Origin of the sequence: Salinicola lusitanus (genome assembly GCF_003206045.1) — a bacterium.
Lineage (GTDB): Bacteria > Pseudomonadota > Gammaproteobacteria > Pseudomonadales > Halomonadaceae > Salinicola > Salinicola lusitanus.
The window spans coordinates 93,943-113,774 of the sequence record NZ_PZJM01000003.1; the positions used below are offsets into that span (position 1 = coordinate 93,943).

Here is a 19,832-nt window from a genome sequence, read left to right on the forward strand (position 1 = left end):
CTCAACCTTGTATACAAAAACCAGAAAAAAGAGCGAGAACTTCGGTCAACGGCAACGATTTGGTGCAAAAAAAGATCGAAGAATCAGAGGCGATTTCCGCAAAAGGCGCGCCAGCCCCCCTCAAGCGCCTCGGCTCGCACCATTGCTGCGCATGAAACTCGCGCGCGAGCAGGTGTCGCTCTGCGTTGGTGCAGCTTGGCCCGATAACCAGGGTCGACCCCCCAGGTGACGTCAGAACCAGTCCCGTTCCAGCGCCATCAGCCCCGACGGCCCCGCCGCTATCTGGCGCTCCAACGCCTCGGAATGGGGTAGCTGGCGAGTCAGAAAATGCTGCCCCACGATCAACTTCGCCCGATAGAAATCCTCACCGGACGGCCCTTGCTGGGTCAGGCCTCGCTGGGCCGCGCCGGCCGCCTTCCACCACAGCCAGCTGTAGACCGCGTAGCCGAGCAGGTGCAGGTAATCATTGGCGGCCGCCCCAGCCGCCGCCGCGTCCTTGCTGGCGGCATCGATCACGGCCGCGGTGACCCGCTCGAGCCGGATCAACTCACGCTCGAGCGCCTCCCGGAACGGATGCACGTCAGGCGTGTCGATATCATCATCCTCGAGATCCGCCCTGATCCGATCGACAAGACGCTCGACATAAGCCCCCCGGTTGCGCGTCAGTTTGCGGCCGATCAGATCCATGGCCTGAATGCCGTTGGTGCCCTCGTAGATCATCGCGATTCGCGCATCACGCACGTACTGCTCGGCGCCCCATTCGACGCAGTAACCGCTGCCGCCATAGATCTGCTGCGCCTCGACCGTGGTCGCAAAGCCCCGGTCGGTCAAAAACGCCTTGGCCACCGGGGTGAGCAGCGCGACCAGTTCGTCGGCCGCCTCGCGAACTTCGCGATCGGAATGATACTTGGCACGATCGAGTTCACGGGCGACACAGGCGGCAAACAGACGGCCGCCCTCGTTCCAGGCACGGGCGTTGAGTGCCATGCGTCGCACATCGGGATGAACCAGGATCGGATCGGCGGCCTGATCGGGCTCGGCGGCACCACCCGGGGCCCGGCTCTGGCGACGCTCGCGGGCGAAGGCGATGGCGCTCTGGTAGGCGACGTCGCCCAGGCCCAGACCCTGTATGCCGATCGAGAGTCGTTCGTAATTCATCATCGTGAACATCGCCGCCAGCCCCTGGTGGGGTTCACCGATCAGCACGCCCTCGGCGCCCTCGAAATGCATCACGCAGGTCGCGCTACCGTTGATGCCCATCTTGTGCTCGAGTCCGCCGCAGACCACGCCGTTCGCCTCTCCCAGCGAGCCGTCTTCGAGCACCCGGCGCTTGGGAACCAGAAACAGCGAGATGCCCTTGGCGCCCGGCGGCGCATCCGGCAGCTTGGCCAGCACCAAATGGACGATATTGTCGGTCAGATCGTGCTCACCGCCGGTGATCCAGATCTTGCTGCCGGTCACCGAATAACGGCCATCATCGCTCGGCACTGCCCGCGTCTTGATCAACCCGAGATCGGTGCCGCAGTGCGGTTCGGTCAGGCACATGGTGCCCAGCCACTCACCGGCGTAGAGCCGCGGAAGATAGCGGGACTTGACCGCGTCGTCGGCATAGGCGTCAAGCAACAGGCCGGCACCGTTGTTGAGCGTCAGGTATAACGCGAAGCCGGTATTGCTGGCGTAGAGCAGTTCGTCGAAGGACTGGGTCAACAGTTTGGGCAGGCCCTGTCCACCATGGGCAGGATTGCCGCCGAGCCCGCACCATCCGCCCCGCGCCAGCTCCGCGAAAGCCTGGCGAAAACCGCCCGGTGTGGTCACCGCGCCATCCGACATCACGCAGCCTTCTTGGTCTCCACGCTGATTGAGCGGGAACAGCTCCGCTTCGACCAGACGAGCCGCTTCCTCGAGCACGGCATCGGCGAGTTCGGCATTGAAATCGGCGGTCGCCGACATGGCCTGCCACTCCTGTTCGGCCCGGAACACCTCTTCACGGACGAACCGCATGTCCATGAGCGGCGCGCGATAGTCTGCCATTCGACCCCCTCAAGAATTCAAACATTCGTTTAAATATGCCTGCGACTGTAAGCGATAATGCCGGCGCGTTTCACTCTGACCTTGGTCTACTCTTCGCGTCGTCGCCAGAACAGAATCAGCAAGGGAAAGCGGCTATTGTCGCGAGACCCTCGATGGGAAACTTGCGGATTCTCGCCGAGACGGTTGGACGCACCAACTTGATTCAGGATAATTGGGAAACTTGCGTGTTCCCGCGGATACGCCAGACTATGTGCTCTGCCTCGACCGGGTGGCACAGCCTGGCAAGACGCCCGGACGACGCAAGGGAGCGCAAGGGAATCGTCGCCACGCGAGGGCGACCTCGAACTGACTCATCAAACAATGGAGACGGCTAGTGGCTCAAGACGCCAACAATCAGCCGGATGCGCCGCAGGAGGGCATACCGGCTCCCGAGGGTCCCGCCAATCTCATCGACACCGATTATGTGATTGGCCAGGACAATATTCAGACCAGCAAGTTTGGTCTCAACGTCGATCTGCATGGCAAGGTCTTTTCGGTCTCGTCCCTGCTGATCCTGTTCTTCGTCATCATCACTCTGGCATTGCCGGAGCAGATGGGTCCGATCTTCAACGGTGCGAAGAGCTTCCTGACCGATCATTTGAGCTGGCTGTTCCTGTTCGCCGCCAACATCTTCGTGCTGCTGTCGGTGGTGCTGATCTTCACCCCGCTGGGCAAGGTCAGGATCGGTGGTCTGCACGCCAAACCCGATTTCAGCTATGCCGGCTGGTTCGCCATGCTGTTCGCGGCGGGCATGGGTATCGGGCTGATGTTCTATGGCGTCTCAGAGCCCATGACCCACTTCGATACCTCCATCACCGGCGACTCGTGGGCGCCGCTGGGGGGTGCCCAGGGTGACCAGGCCGCAGCGCAGTCGCTGGCCATGGCCGCCACGATTTTCCACTGGGGCCTGCACCCGTGGGGGATTTACGCGGTGGTCGCCCTGTCGCTGGCGCTGTTCTCCTTCAACAAGGGCCTGCCGCTGACCATGCGCTCGATCTTCTACCCCATTCTGGGTGAGCGGATCTGGGGCTGGCCGGGACACATCATCGATATCCTGGCGGTATTCGCGACCTTGTTCGGCCTCGCGACATCCTTGGGCCTCGGTGCGTCGCAGGCGTCGGCCGGCCTCAACTATCTCTTCGGTACGCCCAACAACGATGTCACCATGGTACTGCTGATCATCGGCATCACACTGGTCGCGCTCATGTCGGTCATGCTGGGTGTCGACAAGGGCGTGCAACGCCTGTCCCAGATCAACATGGCGCTCGCGTTCCTGCTGCTGCTGTTCGTGATCTTCGTCGGCCCGACCCTGCTGATCGCCACCGGTTTCGTCGAGAACATGGGGTCGTACCTCAAGAATCTGCCGGCGCTTTCCAACCCGTTCGGCCGTGAAGACAGCAACTTCGTGCATGGCTGGACGGCCTTCTACTGGGCCTGGTGGATCTCCTGGTCACCGTTCGTCGGCATGTTCATCGCTCGCGTCAGCCGCGGTCGCACGGTGCGCGAATTCCTGATCGCCGTACTGCTGGTGCCGACCATCGTCTCCGTGCTGTGGATGACCGCCTTCGGCGATACCGCCATCAACCAGCTGGTCAGCGACGGCTTCCAGGGCGTCAAGAACGCCGAATTGCCACTGCAGCTGTTCACCATGCTGGGCCAGTTGCCGTTGACTTCCATCACGTCGTTCGTCGGCATCATCCTGGTCATGGTGTTCTTCATCACCTCGTCCGACTCCGGTTCGCTGGTCATCGACTCGATCACCGCCGGCGGCAAGGTCGACGCACCGACGCCGCAGCGCGTGTTCTGGGCCTTGATCGAGGGTGCGATCGCCATTGCGCTGCTGCTGGGTGGCGGCTTGACGGCGCTGCAGGCGGCGGTCATCACTACCGGCCTGCCGTTCACGATCGTCCTGCTGGCAGCGTGCTACGCCATTATCCAGGGCTTGCGGTCCGAGCCTCGCGGCTGACGACTTCTCCCCGGAAGATGGATCACGAAAAAAGGGCGGCTCAGAGAGCCGCCCTTTTTTTGCATCCGCCGCCAGGATCGCCCTGCCCTGTCCGGGTCAGCGCCACAGCGCACCGACCGGGGTCTCCCAGTCGTAATGGTAAAGAACCTGCGCCTGCAACAGCTCCGCCGTCGCCAGCGAATCGACCAGCGCATGGTGCCCAGTGTACGCCGGGAGATGATAGCGCTGGCGACTCTCGTGCAACCGAATCGACGCCATCGGCCGTCCCGCCCAGCGACGCAGCCTTGCCCACCACGACTGGCGGTGAATCCGCGCTTCCAGCGACATGGTATCGATCATCGGCATCAGCAGCCCCTCACCCAACCGCTCGCGTACCGCCGCGTCGAGGAACGTTCGTTCCAACTGGCGATAGTGCACGACGACCAGCCGGCCGGCGAGCAAAGCCAGCAGCTCATCGATGATCGCCGCGAAATCGGGGGCGCCCGCCACCTCGGCATGGGTGATGTGGTGAAAGGCCACCGATTCGTCGCTGAGCTTGCGGCGCGGCGACAGCACCCAGTAGCGGCCGTCCGCCGGGCGGATTCGGGACAGGGTGAACGGCATCACCCCGACGCTGACGATGTCGTGGCGGCTGCTATCCAGGCCAGTGGTCTCGAAGTCCATCGCGACCAGCGGCGCCTGGCCGATCGGGGTGTCCGGGTCGAGCGTTCCCCGGGTAAAGAAATCGGCCAACCGGGGTTCGCGAGTCTGCTTCGCGCGGGAGGCCATGTAGTCCGGCCAGGTCGGCTGGGACGGCCTGCTTGCGCCGGCACGGAAGGTCATCGGCGGCTCCGCTGCTCTTCGGAGCCACCGCTCGTCCTGGAGGAGCCCGACCTGGACGGCATGGTGTAACGGAAGGAGAGGAATTTCTGGGCGTTGCTGATCGCCTCGAAGGCATCCTTCAGATGGTGCCGTTCCCGGCTGCCGATGTTCTCGGGGTCGACGCTGTTGTCGGGCTCCACGCCCCGCTCGATCGCATCGGCCTGATGGCGAATACGGACCATGGACATGAACTCGAAGGCGTAACGCAGACGCTCGGTGACGCCATCGGCCAGCAGTTTGGTCTGGGCGATGTCATCGAGGCGAGCAAAGCTGTTCTGCGCCTTGGAGCCGCAGGCCAACGCATGCACGCGCACCAGATCGGTCAGCGGCGCGGTTCCCCGGCGCTTGAGGTTGATCGACTTGCGGTGTTCGCCATCCTGCTCCATGACGAACTGCCGGAAGAATCCCAGCGGCGGCGTGCGATTCTTGGCGTTGCGCGCCAATGCGGCCAGGAAGACCGGCCGCTGCGGCGCCAGCTCGGCGATCAGGTCCTGCAACGCTTCGACCATGGGCGTCTCGCCATGCACCGGCGCCAGGTCGAAGAAGATGGAGCTGTGCAGCAGCCGCTCGCCGTTGGGTTCGTCCATCCACTCGGTGAAATAGCGTTTCCACACCTGCAGCGGCTTTCGCCAGCGCGGATTGGTCGCCATCACGTCGCCCTTGCAGTACGGATAGCCACAGGCGTCCAGGCCGTCGCAGACGAACCTCGCCAGCGCCTCGAAGTACTCCCCATGCTGCTCGGGGTCGTAGTCGTCATGAAGAACCAGCGCGTTGTCCTGATCGGCATTGATGGTGGGCTCCTCCCGCGCCATCGATCCCAGCACCATGAAGCAGTAGGGCACCGGTGCCGGGCCCAGCTCGGCCTCCGCCAACTCGATCAGGCGCTGCGTGAACGCCCGTCCGATCGTCGCCAGCGCCCGGCAGACCATCTCGGAGTTGGCGCCGTCGGCGACCATGCGCACGAACCCCGTGCCCACCTCCGGCGCCAGCCTTGCCAGTTGCTCGGGCGTGTTCTGAACGAAGATGTTGTTGACCAGGAACAGGCTGCTGTGGGTCTCGTGGCGAACGATATCGGAGAGGTGCAATACGCCGACCGGCTGACGACGGTGCAGTACCGGCAGGTGGTGAACCTGATTGCGCAACATGCACAGCATCGCCTCGTAGACCGATTCATCGGACTGGATGACGATGACTCTCCGCGACATGACCTCGCCCACCGGGGTCTGGGCCGATTTGCCCTCCGCCAGCACCCGGGTGCAGAAATCGCGGTCGGTCAGAATGCCGTTGAGCTGCCAGTGCCGGCCGTCGGGGCCGGTGAAGGTATAGGCGGAATGAGTTTCGGTGACATCGACCACCAGCACGCAGGTGACGTTGGCATCGCGCATCTGCCGGGCCGCCTGCTGCAGGGACATGGAGGCTTCGACCATCTGCGGCTGCCGGCTGATCAGCTTGCGCACCCGGGTCGTCATCAGGCCGCTGTCGTCGCGCTGCTGTTCCACCGTCACCTTGAGACGCTGGCCACCGGTCTCCACGAACTCGGCGAAGTCGTCGTCCTCCTCGCAGATCGCCTCGAACACATCGCCGGGGATGAAATAGATCAGCGTGTCCTCGATGGCGCTGACCGGGTAGCGCACCCGACGGTTGCTGCGCAGCAGATCCGAGTAACCGAAGATGTCGCCTTCGCTCAGGCGATTGAACAGCCGGCCGCTGCGCTGGTACATCTCCACCGCCCCGCTGCGGATGTACCACAGCGCTTCGACCGGCTCATCCTTGACCAGCAGTTCGCTGCCGGCCTGGAAATAGCGGATTTCGACCTCTCCGGCGATGCGATCGAGCAGCGCATCGGGAAGATCGTCGAACGGCGCGAACTGCGCCATGTGGCCACGGATATCCAACTGCTCAACGTTCATGCGCCTCTCCCCGTCGCGAGCTCTCATTGTCGAAGCGCCGCAACATGGCGTCAACGACGGTTTGGCCGCTATCCGGTTGATCTATCGATGGAAACGTCGCAAGTGTCGACCAGAGGGAGAAAAGACCAGCCATCGCGCCTCGTGAACCCCGAGTGCCGGGGTCGCCGCCGGCGGCTGGCTTCAGGCGCTGTCGGCCTTGGAGAGCGGTGTGGGGTGCTTGCCCTCGACCCAGCCCAGGCTGCCGCTATCGGTCGGCTTGAACCAGTCGAGACGCGAGGCCAACTCGACCACGCTGCCGACGACGATCAGCGTCGGCGGTCGGGGCTGGTGCCCGGCGAGGCTATCCGGCAGCCGTGCCAGCGTGCCCAGATGCACGCGCTGATTGGCGGTGGTGCCCTGCTCGATCAGCGCCAGCGGGGTGTCCGCTTCCAGCCCATGTGCCACCAGCCGTTCGCGAATCAGCGTCAGCGCACCCAGGCCCATGTAGAAGACCAGGGTCTGACCGCCGCGGGCCAGCGCCGGCCAGTCGAGATCGCAACTGCCGTTCTTGAGATGGCCGGTGACGAAACGCACCGATTGGGCGTGGTCGCGATGGGTCAGCGGCAGACCGGCATAGGCCGCACAGCCGGAAGCGGCGGTAATCCCCGGCACGACATCGAATTCGATCCCGGCGGCGACCAGCGCCTCGAGCTCTTCCCCGCCACGACCGAAGATGAACGGATCGCCGCCCTTCAGCCGAACCACCCGATTACCCGCCCTGGCCCAATCGACCAGCGCCTGGTTGATGCCCTCCTGGGGCACACTGTGCCGGGACCGCGCCTTGCCGACGTAGAAACGCCTGGCATCGGGCCTGGCCAGGGCCAGGATCTCCTGGCTGACCAGCCGGTCATGGATGACGATATCCGCCTGCTGCAGCTGCCTCAGGGCTTTCAGCGTCAACAGCTCCGGATCCCCCGGCCCGGCCCCGACCAGCGAGACGTGGCCGCGTCGCCAGCTCTCCGGCGCCAGCCCTGCCGCGTTCTCGGCCGCGTCCCGAGTGGTTACCCGTGGCGGCAGGCGCACACTGCAAAGCGCCGGATGCGACGGCACGAAGACCGCCACACCGGCCTCCCGCGCCCGCGTGGCCACCTGATGATCACGCGCGGCGTCGCCACTGGCTACGAGCCATAGCTGGCCAGCCCGCGGCAGCAGCTCGTCGCTGCGCACCGCCCAGCCCTGGCTCTGGCAAAGCGCTGCCAGCGCCGGCATCGTCGAGCCGGCATGCACGGTCACCCGCGGCATCAGCCCGGCGACACGCTGAGCCAGCGCCAGCGTCTCGCTGCCGCCACCGATCAGGTGCACGTCGAGCTGCATCGGGTCGTACTGCAGAGTCAGGGAGTCGGTCAAGAATCGAGCCGTCATAGAAGTGGGAAGGATCGGCCTTAGATCGAAAAGCCGAAAACGACATCATGCTTATAGCGAAAGTGTAAGAGCACGACACCGGCAAACGAAGGAACGCTTTTTTTTAGGGTTATAACCAAAAGTGCCCTGGTCACCCTCCATTGACCAGGGCACACGCCCCATCTACGCGACGTTGAGACGCGTCAAGCCGCCCATGTAGGGCGACAGCGCCGCCGGCACGTCCACGCTGCCGTCGGCGTTCTGGTAGTTTTCCAGCACCGCCAGCAGGCAGCGCCCTACCGCCAGCCCGGAGCCATTCAGGGTGTGTACCAGCTGCGGCTTCTTCTGCCCGGGGCTGCGGAAGCGCGCCTGCATCCGCCGCGCCTGGAAATCCTCGCAGTTGGAGACCGAGGAGATCTCGCGATAGGTCTGCTGGCTCGGCAACCACACTTCAAGATCGTAGGTCTTGGTCGCGCTGGCGCCCATGTCGCCAGTACACAAGGTCACCACGCGATACGGCAGCTCCAGCGCCTGCAGGATCGCCTCGGCGTGACCGCGCATCGCCTCCAGCGCCTCGTAGCTGGTCTCGGGGTCGACCACCTGCACCATTTCGACCTTGTCGAACTGGTGCTGGCGGATCATCCCGCGCGTATCCCGGCCGTAGGCACCCGCCTCGCTCCGGAAGCACGGCGTGTGGGCGGTCAGCTTCAGCGGCAGCGCATCGTGCTCGAGGATCTCGTCGCGGACGAAGTTGGTCAGCGGCACCTCGGCGGTGGGGATCAGGTAGTAGTCGCTGTCGCCGAGCTTGAACAGATCCTCGCCGAACTTGGGCAGTTGGCCCGTTCCGGTCAGCGTCTCGGCGTTGACCATGTAGGGCACGTAGCACTCTTCGTAGCCGTGGTCCCGGGTCTGGGTGTCGAGCATGAACTGCGCCAGCGCCCGATGCAGCCGGGCGATCGGCCCGCGCATCACGGCGAAACGCGAGCCGGTGAGCTTGGTCGCCAGCTCGAAGTCGAGATAACCGAATCGGGCCCCGAGATCGACGTGGTCACGCACCTCGAAATCGAATTCGCGCGGGGCGCCCCAGCGGTGCAGCTCGACATTGTCGCTCTCGTCCGCGCCCTGCGGCACGTCTTCATGGGGCAGGTTGGGCAGCCCCGCGACAAGATCCTCCCAGGCCTGCTGCACCTCGCCGAGCTCGCGCTTGGCGGCATCGAGATCGTCGCCGAGCTGGCCCACCTCCGCCAGCAGCGGCTGGATGTCCTCGCCGGCGGCCTTGGCCTTGCCGATAGACTTGGAACGCACGTTACGCTCGTTCTGCAACTGCTCGGTCCGCGTCTGCAGCTCGCGACGGCGGGACTCGAGCGACTCGAGCTGCGCGATGTCGAGAGTGAAGCCCCGCAGGGCCAGGCGCTGGGCGACTAACTGCGGATCGCTGCGCAACAGCTTGGGATCGAGCATGACGAAATTCCGTTGGTTGAAATCGAAGACCGTGACGACAGGAATCGACCGAAGACGCACGACGACAGACGAACGTGTTGATGGTCATTCTTTGCGAGGGGAATATTGTAGGGAAAACCCCTCCCCGGCACCATGCGCCTCAAGGGATTCGTGCCACATCGCCGCCTGGCACGCTAGACTGTGGCCCCCCGAGCGCCCGTGGCGCCATGAACCGGCTCCCGCCATGCCCGCGGCGCCGGCAATCGATAACCCATCGGATGGATCGCCATCCGATGAAGGCCGTCTGACCGGCCCGACGTGATGGCTTGATACATGACAATGATGACACGCCTCGACCCGAACAGCGCGGAACTGACGCTGCCCGAGCGCTATCGCCGATTCCTCGCCGAGCTGGCGACGGCCGGCTTCAGCGGCGATATCGCCGACGATGCCGCCAACCGCACCGTACTGGCTACCGACAACTCGATCTATCAGCGTCTGCCGATGGCAGTCCTTTATCCTCGCGATGCCGCCGACCTCCAGCGGATCGCCCGGCTCATGGCCCAGGAGGCGTATCGCGACATCGCGCTCGCGCCCCGTGGGGGCGGCACCGGCACCAACGGCCAGTCGCTGACCGACGGCCTGGTGGTGGATGTCTCCCGCCACATGAACCGGATCGTCGAGATCGACGTCGAGAACCGCCGCGTGCGCGTCCAGGCCGGGGTGGTCAAGGATCAGCTCAACGCAGCACTCAAGCCCCACGGGCTGTTCTTCGCCCCGGAACTCTCCACCTCCAACCGCGCCACCATCGGCGGCATGATCTCCACCGACGCCAGCGGCCAGGGCAGCTGCGAGTATGGCAAGACCCGCGACCACGTCCTCGCGCTTGATGTCGTGGTACCCGGTGGCGAACGGTTCGAGAGTCGACCGCTGGACGCCGCCGCGCTGACTAGCGCATGCCAGCGTCAGGACCGGATCGGCGAGATCCATCGCGCGGTCAGCGGCATCGCCGACGCCGAACGCGAGCGGATCGATGCCATCTTCCCGCCGCTCAATCGCTGCCTGACCGGCTACGACCTGGCCCATCTGGTCGACGACCAGGGGCACTTCGACCTCAACAGCGTGCTGTGCGGATCGGAAGGTTCGTTGGCGCTGCTCAACGAGGCCACGCTCAATGTCCTGCCGCTTCCCCGGCACTCGACCCTGGTCAACGTGCGCTACGCGGGTTTCATGGAGGCGCTGCGCGATGCCAAGGCGCTGATGTCGGTAGGCGATCCGACCTCGATCGAGACGATCGACGACCACGTGCTGACGCTGGCGATGGAGGATTTCGTCTGGGATAGCGTGGCGGAATTCTTCCCTGCCTCCGTCGCTGACAGCGGCGAGCGCGGGACGCCGATTCGTGGCATCAACCTGGTCGAGTTCAACGACGACGATCCGGCCCGGCTGGCCGAGCGGGTACGCGCCTTCACCGATCACCTGGGCGCGGACACCAGCGTCGAGCGGCTCGGCTACACTCTGGCCGAGGGCCGTGCGCAGATCGGCCGGGTCTATGCCATGCGCAAACGGGCGGTGGGACTGCTCGGCAACGCCCGCGGCGAACAGCGTCCGATCCCGTTCGTGGAGGACACGGCGGTACCGCCGGAATGCCTGGCCGACTATATCGGCGAGTTCCGCCAATTGCTGGACGCACGCGGCCTGGCGTACGGCATGTTCGGCCATGTCGATGCCGGCGTGCTCCATGTTCGCCCGGCCATCGACATGAAGGATCCGGATCAGGCGCGCCTGATCCGCGAGATCTCCGACGAGGTGGCGGCACTCACCCAGCGTTACGGCGGGCTGCTGTGGGGCGAGCACGGCAAGGGGGTCCGGTCCGAGTACTCGCCGCGCTTCTTCGGCGAGCTCTATCCGGCGCTGCAGCGGGTCAAGGCCGCCTTCGATCCGTACAACCAGTTCAATCCGGGCAAGATCGCGACCCCGCTGGCGGAAGGCACTACCGGCATCGTCGATGGTCACGACCCCGGGCTTCTGACCATCGACGGGGTGACCACCCGCGGCGAGCTGGACCGCCAGATCGACGAGCGGGTGTGGCAGGAGAACGCCAGCGCGGTCTACTGCAACGGCAACGGTGCCTGCTACAACTACGATCCCGACGATGCCATGTGCCCGTCGTGGAAGGCGACCCGCGAGCGGGTGCACTCGCCGAAGGGCCGCGCCAGCCTGATGCGCGAGTGGCTACGCCGCCAGGGCGAAGCCGGGGTGGACGTGACCGAGGTGAGCCGGGCCCAGCGCCGCAACGGCCTCGGCGCCTGGCTGCTGGCCCAGCCCGGCAAGATCGGGCGGGCGATTGCCCGGCAGCGCGGCGAGACCGACTTCTCCCACCAGGTCTACGACGCCATGGCCGGCTGCCTGGCGTGCAAGTCCTGCGCCGGCCAGTGCCCGATCAAGGTCGACGTGCCCGACTTCCGCGCCCGCTTTCTCGAAAGCTACCACAGCCGCTATGGGCGACCGCTGCGCGACTACCTGATCGGCGGGCTCGAGTTCGTGGTGCCGCACCTTCGCTCGGTGGCGCCGCTCTACAACGCGCTGCTCGGCAACCGGCTGGTCGACCGCTTCCTGGCCAGCGGCCTCGGCATCGTCGACAGCCCGAGACTCTCCCGCGCCAGACTCGACAAGACGCTCGATGCCTGGGGCATTGCCGAAGCCACGCCGCTGACGCTGGGCCGGCTGACGGCGCACCAGAAAAGCCGCAGCGTGGTGCTGGTGCAGGACGCCTTCACCAGCCATTTCGAGTCGCGGCTGGTGATGGATGTCGTCGAACTGCTGGCACGCCTCGACATCCGGGTCTTCGTGGCCCCGTTCGGGCCCAACGGCAAGCCGCTGCACGTGCAGGGATTTCTCGGCCGCTTCGAGCGGGTCGCCGAGCGGCAGGCCGACCGGCTCAGGGCGCTGTCGCGCTTCGGCGTACCGCTGGTGGGCATCGATCCGGCGATGACGCTCACCTATCGCCAGGAGTACGTCAAGACACTCGGGCCGCAGGCGGTGCCGGAGGTGCTGTTGCTGCAGGAGTGGTTGCTATCGCTGGGGCGATCGGTCCTGCCGCAGGGCTGGAGCAGCGAGCGCATCGACCAGGTCGATCCCGGCTACCGCCTACTGAGTCACTGCACCGAGAAGACCAACGCTCCGGGCAGCCCCAGGGGCTGGCAGCAGCTGTTCGAGCGCTTCGGCCTCGCGCTGGAGCTGGTCGACACCGGCTGCTGCGGCATGTCCGGCACCTATGGCCACGAGGCGCGTCACCGCCAGACCTCGGAGACGATCTACGACCTCTCGTGGCGCGAGCCGGTCGAGAACCAGGCCAACACCGGCCGGCTGCTGGCGACGGGCTACTCCTGCCGCAGCCAGGTCAAGCGGCTCTCCGATCAGGCGTTGCCCCACCCACTGCAGGCTTTGCTGAAGCGCGTCAGGATCGCCGGCGCCGCCTCGTGACGACGAGACCGGGCGGATAAGCCATTGGCGAATGCCTGCGGCATTGATCCCGTGCCATACTTGGCCGACTCATGCCCGGTCGCTTCACGTTCTAGATAGGAGCGCGCTTCATGTCGAGCAGTTGGATCCTGATCAATTTCATCGCCATCTGGACAGTGGCTGCCGTCACCCCGGGGCCTAACTTCTTCCTGACGCTGCAGACCGGGATCGTCCACGGACGCCGGGCGGCGATGATCGCCGTCGCCGGGCTCGCCTCGGGCACCTTCGCCTGGGGGCTGTTCGGCTACTTCGGCATTGCACTGCTGTTTGCGCTGGCGCCGTGGCTCTACCTCACGCTCAAGCTGTTCGGTGGCGCCTATCTTCTGTTTCTCGGTAGCCGACTGATTCTGCATAGCTTCCGTGGCCCAGGCGATGACACGCCCCATAGGCATCTCGTGCTGCCCGACGGCCAGGTCTATCGCCGGGGTCTGCTCACCGGCGCGTCGAACCCGAAGACGGCGCTGTTCGTGAGCAGCCTGTTCGCCTCGACGCTGCCGGCCCATGCCCCGATGTGGATGGGCATCGTCTGTATCGGCGCGATGCTGACGATCTCCGTGTGCTGGTACAGCCTGATCGCACTCGCCTCCACCACGCCGCGCCTGCGCGCCCTGTATCGGCGCACACGGCACTGGATCGAGCGTTGCGCTGGCGCCGTCTTCATCGGCTATGGCGGCCGACTGATCACGCTGCGCTGAGGTTGCGGCACCCGAGTGCAGCGAGGTTGTCGTTCTGGCCATTGCGATGACGCCCCGAATCACCGGCCACGAGACCGTCTGAAGCGGTACCCTGCAACCGCATGACTCAACGGCCGCTGACCACCCGAGCCGCCGCGCTCCGCTTTCTCCAGGTTCGGCGGCAAACCTTTCATCCGGAGCCCGTTACATCATGTCCGACACGCTTCACCTCGTCTGCCCCCATTGCCATGCCGTCAATCGCGTCGCCAGCGTGCGCCTGACGGAAGCTCCCCGCTGCGGACAGTGCCACAACGCGCTGTTCACCGGCGAGCCACTGGCGCTGGACTCCGCCAACTTCGACCGCCACCTGTCGCGCAGCGATCTGCCGCTGCTGGTCGATTTCTGGGCCGACTGGTGCGGCCCCTGCAAGGCGATGGCGCCGGGGTTCGCCAAGGCCGCGGGCGAGCTCGAGCCCCACCTGCGCCTGGCCAAGCTGGATACCGAAGCGGCCACCGATATTGCATCGCGCTTCGGCATCCGCAGCATCCCGACGCTGATCCTGTTCCGCGGCGGCCGCGAGATCGCGCGCCAGGCGGGCGCCATGGGGCAGGCGGACATCGTCGCCTGGGCCCGGCGACAACTCGTCACACCCTGAACCCCCTCCGGCTCACGATTCGGCATTGCATCCATGCAGTGCCGCCGCTAGTCTGCGCGCCTTTTGCCACGCACCGGAGAGACCCCATGGAAAACGCCGCCCTTGCCCTGACCGGCATCGGCCTGCTGGCGCTGGGCTGCCAATGGCTCGCCTGGCAGATCCGGGTGCCGGCCATCCTCCCGCTGCTGATCGCCGGTATCGCCGCCGGGCCGATCACCGGGGTGCTCGACCCCGATGCGGTGCTCGGCGACCTGCTGTTTCCGCTGGTCTCCCTGGCGGTCGCGGTGATCCTGTTCGAGGGCGCATTGACCCTCGACTTCCGGGAGCTGCGGGGCCACGGCCGCACCGTCAGCCGGCTGGTGACCTGGGGTGCGTTGATCACCGCGCTGCTGGCCATCGTGGCCGCGCACCTGATCCTCGGACTCTCCTGGGAGATGGCCAGCGTCCTGGGCGCGCTACTGGTCGTGACCGGACCGACGGTGGTCCTGCCGCTGCTGCAGTCGCTGCGCGCCCGTGAGCACGTCAGCCAGATCCTGCGCTGGGAAGGCATCCTGATCGATCCGATCGGCGCCATCGGCGCGGTCCTCGTCTACGAGTTCGTCGCGCTGGGACTCTCCAATGGCGCAGCGACCCACACCCTGGTGAGCTTCGCCCAGACCGCAGTGATCGGCTTCGGCCTGGGGACGGCGGGCGGCTATCTATGGGGGAGCGTGCTGCGCCACTACTGGCTGCCGCAGCGCCTGCACAGCTTCGGCACCCTGATGATCATGCTGACGCTGTTCACCGCCTCGAACCTGCTGTTCCACGAGTCCGGCCTGCTGACCGTCACCGTCATGGGCGTATGGATGGCCAATATGCGCGGGGTGCCGACGCAGCCGATCCTGGAGTTCAAGGAGACGCTGTCGATCCTGCTCATCTCGGGACTGTTCATCCTGCTGGCCGCGCGGCTGAGCCTGGCACAACTGGGCCTGCTGTCGTGGGAGGCGTGGGCGTTCCTGGTCGTGCTGGTGTGGGTCGCGCGACCGCTGGCGGTGTGGGTCTGTACCTGGGGCAGTTCGCTCAACTGGCGGGAGAAGGCGCTGCTGGCCTGGCTCTCCCCCCGCGGCATCGTCGCCGCGGCGGTGGCCTCGCTGTTCGCGATCCGGCTCGAGGCGCTGGACGTGCCGGGCGCGGAACTGCTGGTCCCGATCACCTTCCTGGTGATCATCAGTACCGTCGTGGTGCAGAGCCTGTTCTCGCGTCCGCTGGCTCGGTTTCTGAAGGTGGACGCGCCAACGGCGTCGGGCTTCCTGATCATCGGCGCCAATCCGGTGGCGCGAGCCTTTGGCAGCGCGCTGCAGGAAGCCGGCTTCGCGGTGCGACTGTGCGACCATAACTGGGATGCGATTCAGGAGGCACGGATGGCCAGCCTCCCTACCTACTACGGCAACCCGCTGTCGGAGCATGCCGCCCAGCATCTGGGGCTGACGGGCATCGGTCATCTACTGCCGCTGTCGCCCTACCGCGAGCTCAACAATCTCGCCGCGCTGCACTTCGAACATACTCTCGGTCACGGCAACGTCTTTCGACTGGCGGTGGAATCCTCCCGCAACGCCCGTCGCCACCATCAGCAGGCACTGGCCCACCTGCCGCTGCTGTTCGACGGCCACACCACCTTCACCCGCCTCTCCAGCCTGATCGGCCAGGGCGCGGTGATGCGCCACGCCAAGATCAGCGACAACTTCGACATCGAGGATTACCGTCGCATCCATCAGGACCGGCTGTTGACGCTGTTCACGCTCTCCGCCAGCGGCCGCATCCGCATCGCCACCTCGGCCAAGCCGCTCAATCCGAAAGCGGGCGATACCCTGATCAGCTTGATCTTCCCCGACTCGCCCGAGTTCTGATCGCTCCAGTCAAGTGGCGACCCTTGGTCCCCACCGATGCAAAGCGCCGCTCCCCGGTCTCGGGGAGCGGCGCTCGAATGCCGGCGACGACGTCGTCAGCGGCTAGAAAAACATCCGGCGCAGCGCGCTACCGGGCTCTTCCTCGCGCATGAACGCCTCGCCGACCAGAAAGGCGTTGACGTCGAACTCCCGCATCCGTTCGACATCGTCACGGCTGTGGATGCCGGACTCGGTGACGACCGTGACGCCCTGGGGAATTCGCTTCAGCAGTTCGAAGGTAGTATTCAGCGAGGTCTCGAACGTGCGCAGATCGCGGTTGTTGATGCCCACCAGCGGCAGATCCAGCATCAGCGCCCGCTCGAGCTCGAAGATGTCGTGCACCTCCACCAGCACGTCCATGCCCAGCGCCGTAGCCTGCTGATGGAGATCCTTGAGCTGCCCATCGCTCAGCGCCGCCACGATCAACAGGATACAGTCGGCACCGATGCCTCGAGCTTCCGCGACCTGATAGCCGTCGATGATGAAATCCTTGCGGATCACCGGCAGCTCGCAGGCATTGCGCACGGCAATCAAGTGATCCTCGTGACCCTGAAAATAGTCGGCGTCCGTCAGTACCGACAGGCAGCTCGCGCCTGCCGCGGCATAGTCGACCGCGATCTCCGCGGGTCGAAAGTCTTCGCGAATGACACCCTTGGAGGGCGACGCCTTCTTGATCTCGGCGATGACGGCGGGGTCACCGCCCTCGATACAGGCATCGAGGGCGGCCACGAAACCTCGCGGCGCCGCCTGGGATTTCGCCCGCTCCAGCCACGCCTGCTCGCTGACGACAGGTCGGCGCTCGGCAATCTCCTCGCGCTTGCGCGCCAGTATCTTGGCCAGGATGGTCGGCAGTTCACTATCGGCGACATCGGTCATGTAGCGGTTCCTGTTGGCATTGTTCGGCGAGAGCTCACTCGGCGAAGACACGAGTGAAATCGGAAAGCTCCTTGAGCTTCTCCAGCGGCAGTTTGGAAGCCTGGGCGTCCTGGGCCATCAACACGCCCTCTTTCAGCGAATCGGCGATGCCAGCGGCAAACAGCGCAGCCCCCGCGTTGAGCGCGACGATATCGCCGGCCACGCCCTTGCCCACCAGCGCCTCCTTGACCAGCTTGAGGCTATCCTCGGCGGTCACGACCTTCAGCGATTCGAGCGATTGACGCTCGATGCCCAGCGACTCGGGAGTGATCGTGTATTCGCGGATCTCGCCATCGCGAAGTTCGGCCACCCGGGTCGGCGCCGCCACCGAGATTTCGTCCAGACCATCCTCGGCATGAACGACCAGCACGTGCCGGCTGCCCAGCTTGCGTAGCGATTGCGCCACCAGCGGCACGAGATGGGGCGCGTAGACACCCAGCAGCTGGTTGGGGGCGCCCGCCGGGTTGGTCAAAGGCCCCAGAATGTTGAAGACCGTGCGCACCCCCATCTCCCGGCGTGGGCCGATGGCATGACGCATCGCCTGGTGGTGACGCGGCGCGAACATGAATCCGACGCCCACCTGCTCGATACAGCGGGCGATGGTCGCGGCGTCGAGGTCGAGATAGATCCCCGCGACGTCGAACAGATCCGCGCTGCCGGCTGAAGAGGAGACGCCGCGGTTGCCGTGCTTGGCGACGTGGCCGCCGGCAGCCGCGACGACGAAACTCGATGCGGTGGAGACGTTGAAGAGGTTGGCGCCATCGCCGCCGGTGCCGACGATATCGACGACGTTGTCGCAGTCGATCGATACCGGCTGCATCAGCTCGCGCATGACCTGCGCCGCCGCCGTGATCTCGTCGGCGGTTTCGCCTTTCATCGCCAGGCCGATCAGAAAGCCGCCGATCTGCGCTTCGGTGGCCTCTCCCGTCATGATCGCCTGCATGATGGCGTGAGTATCCTCATAGCTGAGGTCCTGGCGACGCATGACCGCGCCAATGGCATCCCGCATTTGCATGTTGGCTCCTCGCCTGTTCCAGTTAGCCGCGTCGTTTGAGGAAATTCGCCAGCAGCTCGTGACCTTGGCGAGATAGAATCGATTCGGGGTGAAACTGCACCCCTTCGATATCCAGCGTCTTGTGCTTCAAGCCCATGATCAATCCTGGCGTCGGATCGTCGTCGCCGACCCAGGCGGTGACTTCGAGACAGTCGGGCAGCGTCGCGGCATCCACGACCAGCGAGTGATACCGGGTCACCTCGAGCGGATCCTCGAGGCCCTCGAAAACCCCTTCACCGTGGTGACGAACGCGGGACGTCTTGCCATGCATCACCTGCGGCGCGCGCACCACGTCGCCGCCGTAGACCTGGCCGATGGCCTGGTGCCCCAGGCAGACACCCAGTATCGGAATCCTGCCGGCAAAGTGACGGATCGCCTCCATGGCGATCCCGGCTTCATTGGGCGTGCACGGACCGGGCGACACCACCAGATGGCTCGGCTCGTGCCGCTCGAGGCCGGCAATATCCGTCTCGTCGTTGCGCACGGTCACGACATTTGCCCCCAACTCTCCCAGGTACTGGACGATGTTGAAGGTGAAGCTGTCGTAATTGTCGATCATGAGGACTGACATGGTGCAAGCTCCTGATATTCATACTAGATCGAGTAAAGGCCGTGATTGCTTACCCAGGTGATTACCCAAGTCGATCATTCCACCTATGCCAAACCCCACGAAGCGCAGCAGACAAACGAAAAATGCCGCCCCGAGGGACGGCATTTTTTACAGACGTCGGCATGCCGCCCTTGGATCAAAGGCGCCACCACCACTGGTTCGGTCTGTGCGTCGGATTCATGTTCATGGGCCGTATAGTGCCGTGGAGCGCCGATCACTGTCAACGCCGCCCTGCCGGGCATCGCGGGCGGGTAATACCGCCACCTCTGCGCCGCGACATCTCATCCACAGGCCAGGCTCACCCTCCGGGTAGCGGGTTACTCCTCGTGGACGCCCGTATCGAGATCCATCAACAAGTCGTCGATGTCGGGAAAAATGGGCTCGACCGCCGACTGGCCCGACCGTCTTGGGCCCAGGTGGACTCGCAGGAACTGCCAGAAAACCAGGCCATAGCGATCCATGTAGTGGCCGATTCGGGATTGCATTGGTATGCCTTCGCCACTGGCGAGCCGCTCGGCCAGAAAAGGAACGAGCTGCATCTGTAATCCTTCGAAAGCCTCCATGTCGGACGAGGCTTCGACCACCAGACCAGGCAACGCGGGCACCAGTGCTTCCCAGCGTCGTCGGGACATTGCCGCCGGCCGGATCACAACATCGAAAACGAACTCTCGCATCCTCCCCCCCAAACCATCACGGCCAATCAGAAGCGGTCACCGATACCCGCTGGCCATCTGGCACATTGTGCGAGAGGCACACTCCATCAAATGGATAAGGAGCCGCCATCAAGCGGACCAATTCATTCCGGAGGAGGAGAGACGCCGGTCAACCGGGACCCCGGTCAGGACGC

Annotated in this window: 14 protein-coding genes; 5 read left to right on the top strand and 9 right to left on the bottom strand. The window is 65.1% G+C overall.

Annotation, left to right across the window (positions count from 1 at the left end):
* Positions 1-231 precede the first annotated feature (231 nt).
* Positions 232-2,031, bottom strand: a complete 1,800-nt coding sequence (locus DOM45_RS04255) for an acyl-CoA dehydrogenase C-terminal domain-containing protein (protein WP_110598289.1) — start codon at positions 2,029-2,031, stop codon at positions 232-234.
* Between the two features lie 373 nt (positions 2,032-2,404).
* On the opposite strand from DOM45_RS04255, the gene DOM45_RS04260 reads away from it, so the two are divergent.
* A complete protein-coding gene (locus DOM45_RS04260) occupies positions 2,405-4,036 on the top strand; it encodes a BCCT family transporter (RefSeq protein WP_110598290.1) in 1,632 nt (543 codons plus the stop codon).
* A gap of 96 nt (positions 4,037-4,132) precedes the next feature.
* On the opposite strand, the gene DOM45_RS04265 is transcribed toward DOM45_RS04260, so the two are convergent.
* From DOM45_RS04265 to serS, 4 genes are all read right to left on the bottom strand, one after another.
* On the bottom strand, positions 4,133-4,858 hold the full coding sequence (locus DOM45_RS04265) for a 3'-5' exonuclease (RefSeq protein ID WP_110598291.1): 726 nt from the start codon (positions 4,856-4,858) through the stop codon (positions 4,133-4,135).
* Positions 4,855-6,807, bottom strand: a complete 1,953-nt coding sequence (locus DOM45_RS04270; protein WP_110598292.1) for a DUF294 nucleotidyltransferase-like domain-containing protein — start codon at positions 6,805-6,807, stop codon at positions 4,855-4,857. The genes DOM45_RS04265 and DOM45_RS04270 overlap by 4 nt, the downstream gene beginning before the upstream one ends.
* Before the next feature lie 180 nt (positions 6,808-6,987).
* Positions 6,988-7,815: a uroporphyrinogen-III C-methyltransferase gene (cobA, locus tag DOM45_RS04275; RefSeq protein WP_342588714.1), complete on the bottom strand. Its 828-nt coding sequence runs from the start codon at positions 7,813-7,815 to the stop codon at positions 6,988-6,990.
* Positions 7,816-8,370: 555 nt separating this feature from the next.
* Entirely contained in the window at positions 8,371-9,648 is a 1,278-nt protein-coding gene (gene serS / locus DOM45_RS04280; protein ID WP_110598294.1) for a serine--tRNA ligase, read from the bottom strand.
* A gap of 318 nt (positions 9,649-9,966) precedes the next feature.
* On the opposite strand from serS, the gene ydiJ reads away from it, so the two are divergent.
* The 4 genes from ydiJ (at position 9,967) to DOM45_RS04300 (ending at position 16,367) form a co-directional block, all read left to right on the top strand.
* Positions 9,967-13,113: a D-2-hydroxyglutarate dehydrogenase YdiJ gene (gene ydiJ, locus DOM45_RS04285; protein WP_110598295.1), complete on the top strand. Its 3,147-nt coding sequence runs from the start codon at positions 9,967-9,969 to the stop codon at positions 13,111-13,113.
* Positions 13,114-13,223: 110 nt separating this feature from the next.
* A complete protein-coding gene (locus DOM45_RS04290; protein WP_110598296.1) occupies positions 13,224-13,847 on the top strand; it encodes a LysE family translocator in 624 nt (207 codons plus the stop codon).
* 190 nt (positions 13,848-14,037) lie between these two features.
* Positions 14,038-14,481, top strand: coding sequence for a thioredoxin TrxC (gene trxC, locus DOM45_RS04295; protein ID WP_110598297.1), 444 nt, complete (start codon positions 14,038-14,040; stop codon positions 14,479-14,481).
* An 86-nt stretch (positions 14,482-14,567) separates the two neighbouring features.
* Positions 14,568-16,367, top strand: coding sequence for a cation:proton antiporter (locus DOM45_RS04300; RefSeq protein ID WP_110598298.1), 1,800 nt, complete (start codon positions 14,568-14,570; stop codon positions 16,365-16,367).
* A 102-nt stretch (positions 16,368-16,469) separates the two neighbouring features.
* On the opposite strand, the gene trpC is transcribed toward DOM45_RS04300, so the two are convergent.
* The 4 genes from trpC to DOM45_RS04320 all read right to left on the bottom strand — a co-directional run bounded on the left by trpC (position 16,470) and on the right by DOM45_RS04320 (position 19,659).
* Positions 16,470-17,282, bottom strand: coding sequence for an indole-3-glycerol phosphate synthase TrpC (trpC, locus tag DOM45_RS04305; RefSeq protein WP_110598299.1), 813 nt, complete (start codon positions 17,280-17,282; stop codon positions 16,470-16,472).
* A gap of 34 nt (positions 17,283-17,316) precedes the next feature.
* Positions 17,317-18,336: an anthranilate phosphoribosyltransferase gene (gene trpD, locus DOM45_RS04310; protein WP_110598300.1), complete on the bottom strand. Its 1,020-nt coding sequence runs from the start codon at positions 18,334-18,336 to the stop codon at positions 17,317-17,319.
* 22 nt (positions 18,337-18,358) lie between these two features.
* Positions 18,359-18,946 (bottom strand): anthranilate synthase component II, encoded by a 588-nt coding sequence (locus DOM45_RS04315; RefSeq protein WP_110598301.1) that lies wholly within the window; start codon positions 18,944-18,946, stop codon positions 18,359-18,361.
* A gap of 356 nt (positions 18,947-19,302) precedes the next feature.
* Complete coding sequence (locus DOM45_RS04320) at positions 19,303-19,659, bottom strand: hypothetical protein (protein WP_110598302.1); 357 nt, start codon at positions 19,657-19,659, stop codon at positions 19,303-19,305.
* Positions 19,660-19,832: the final 173 nt, after the last annotated feature.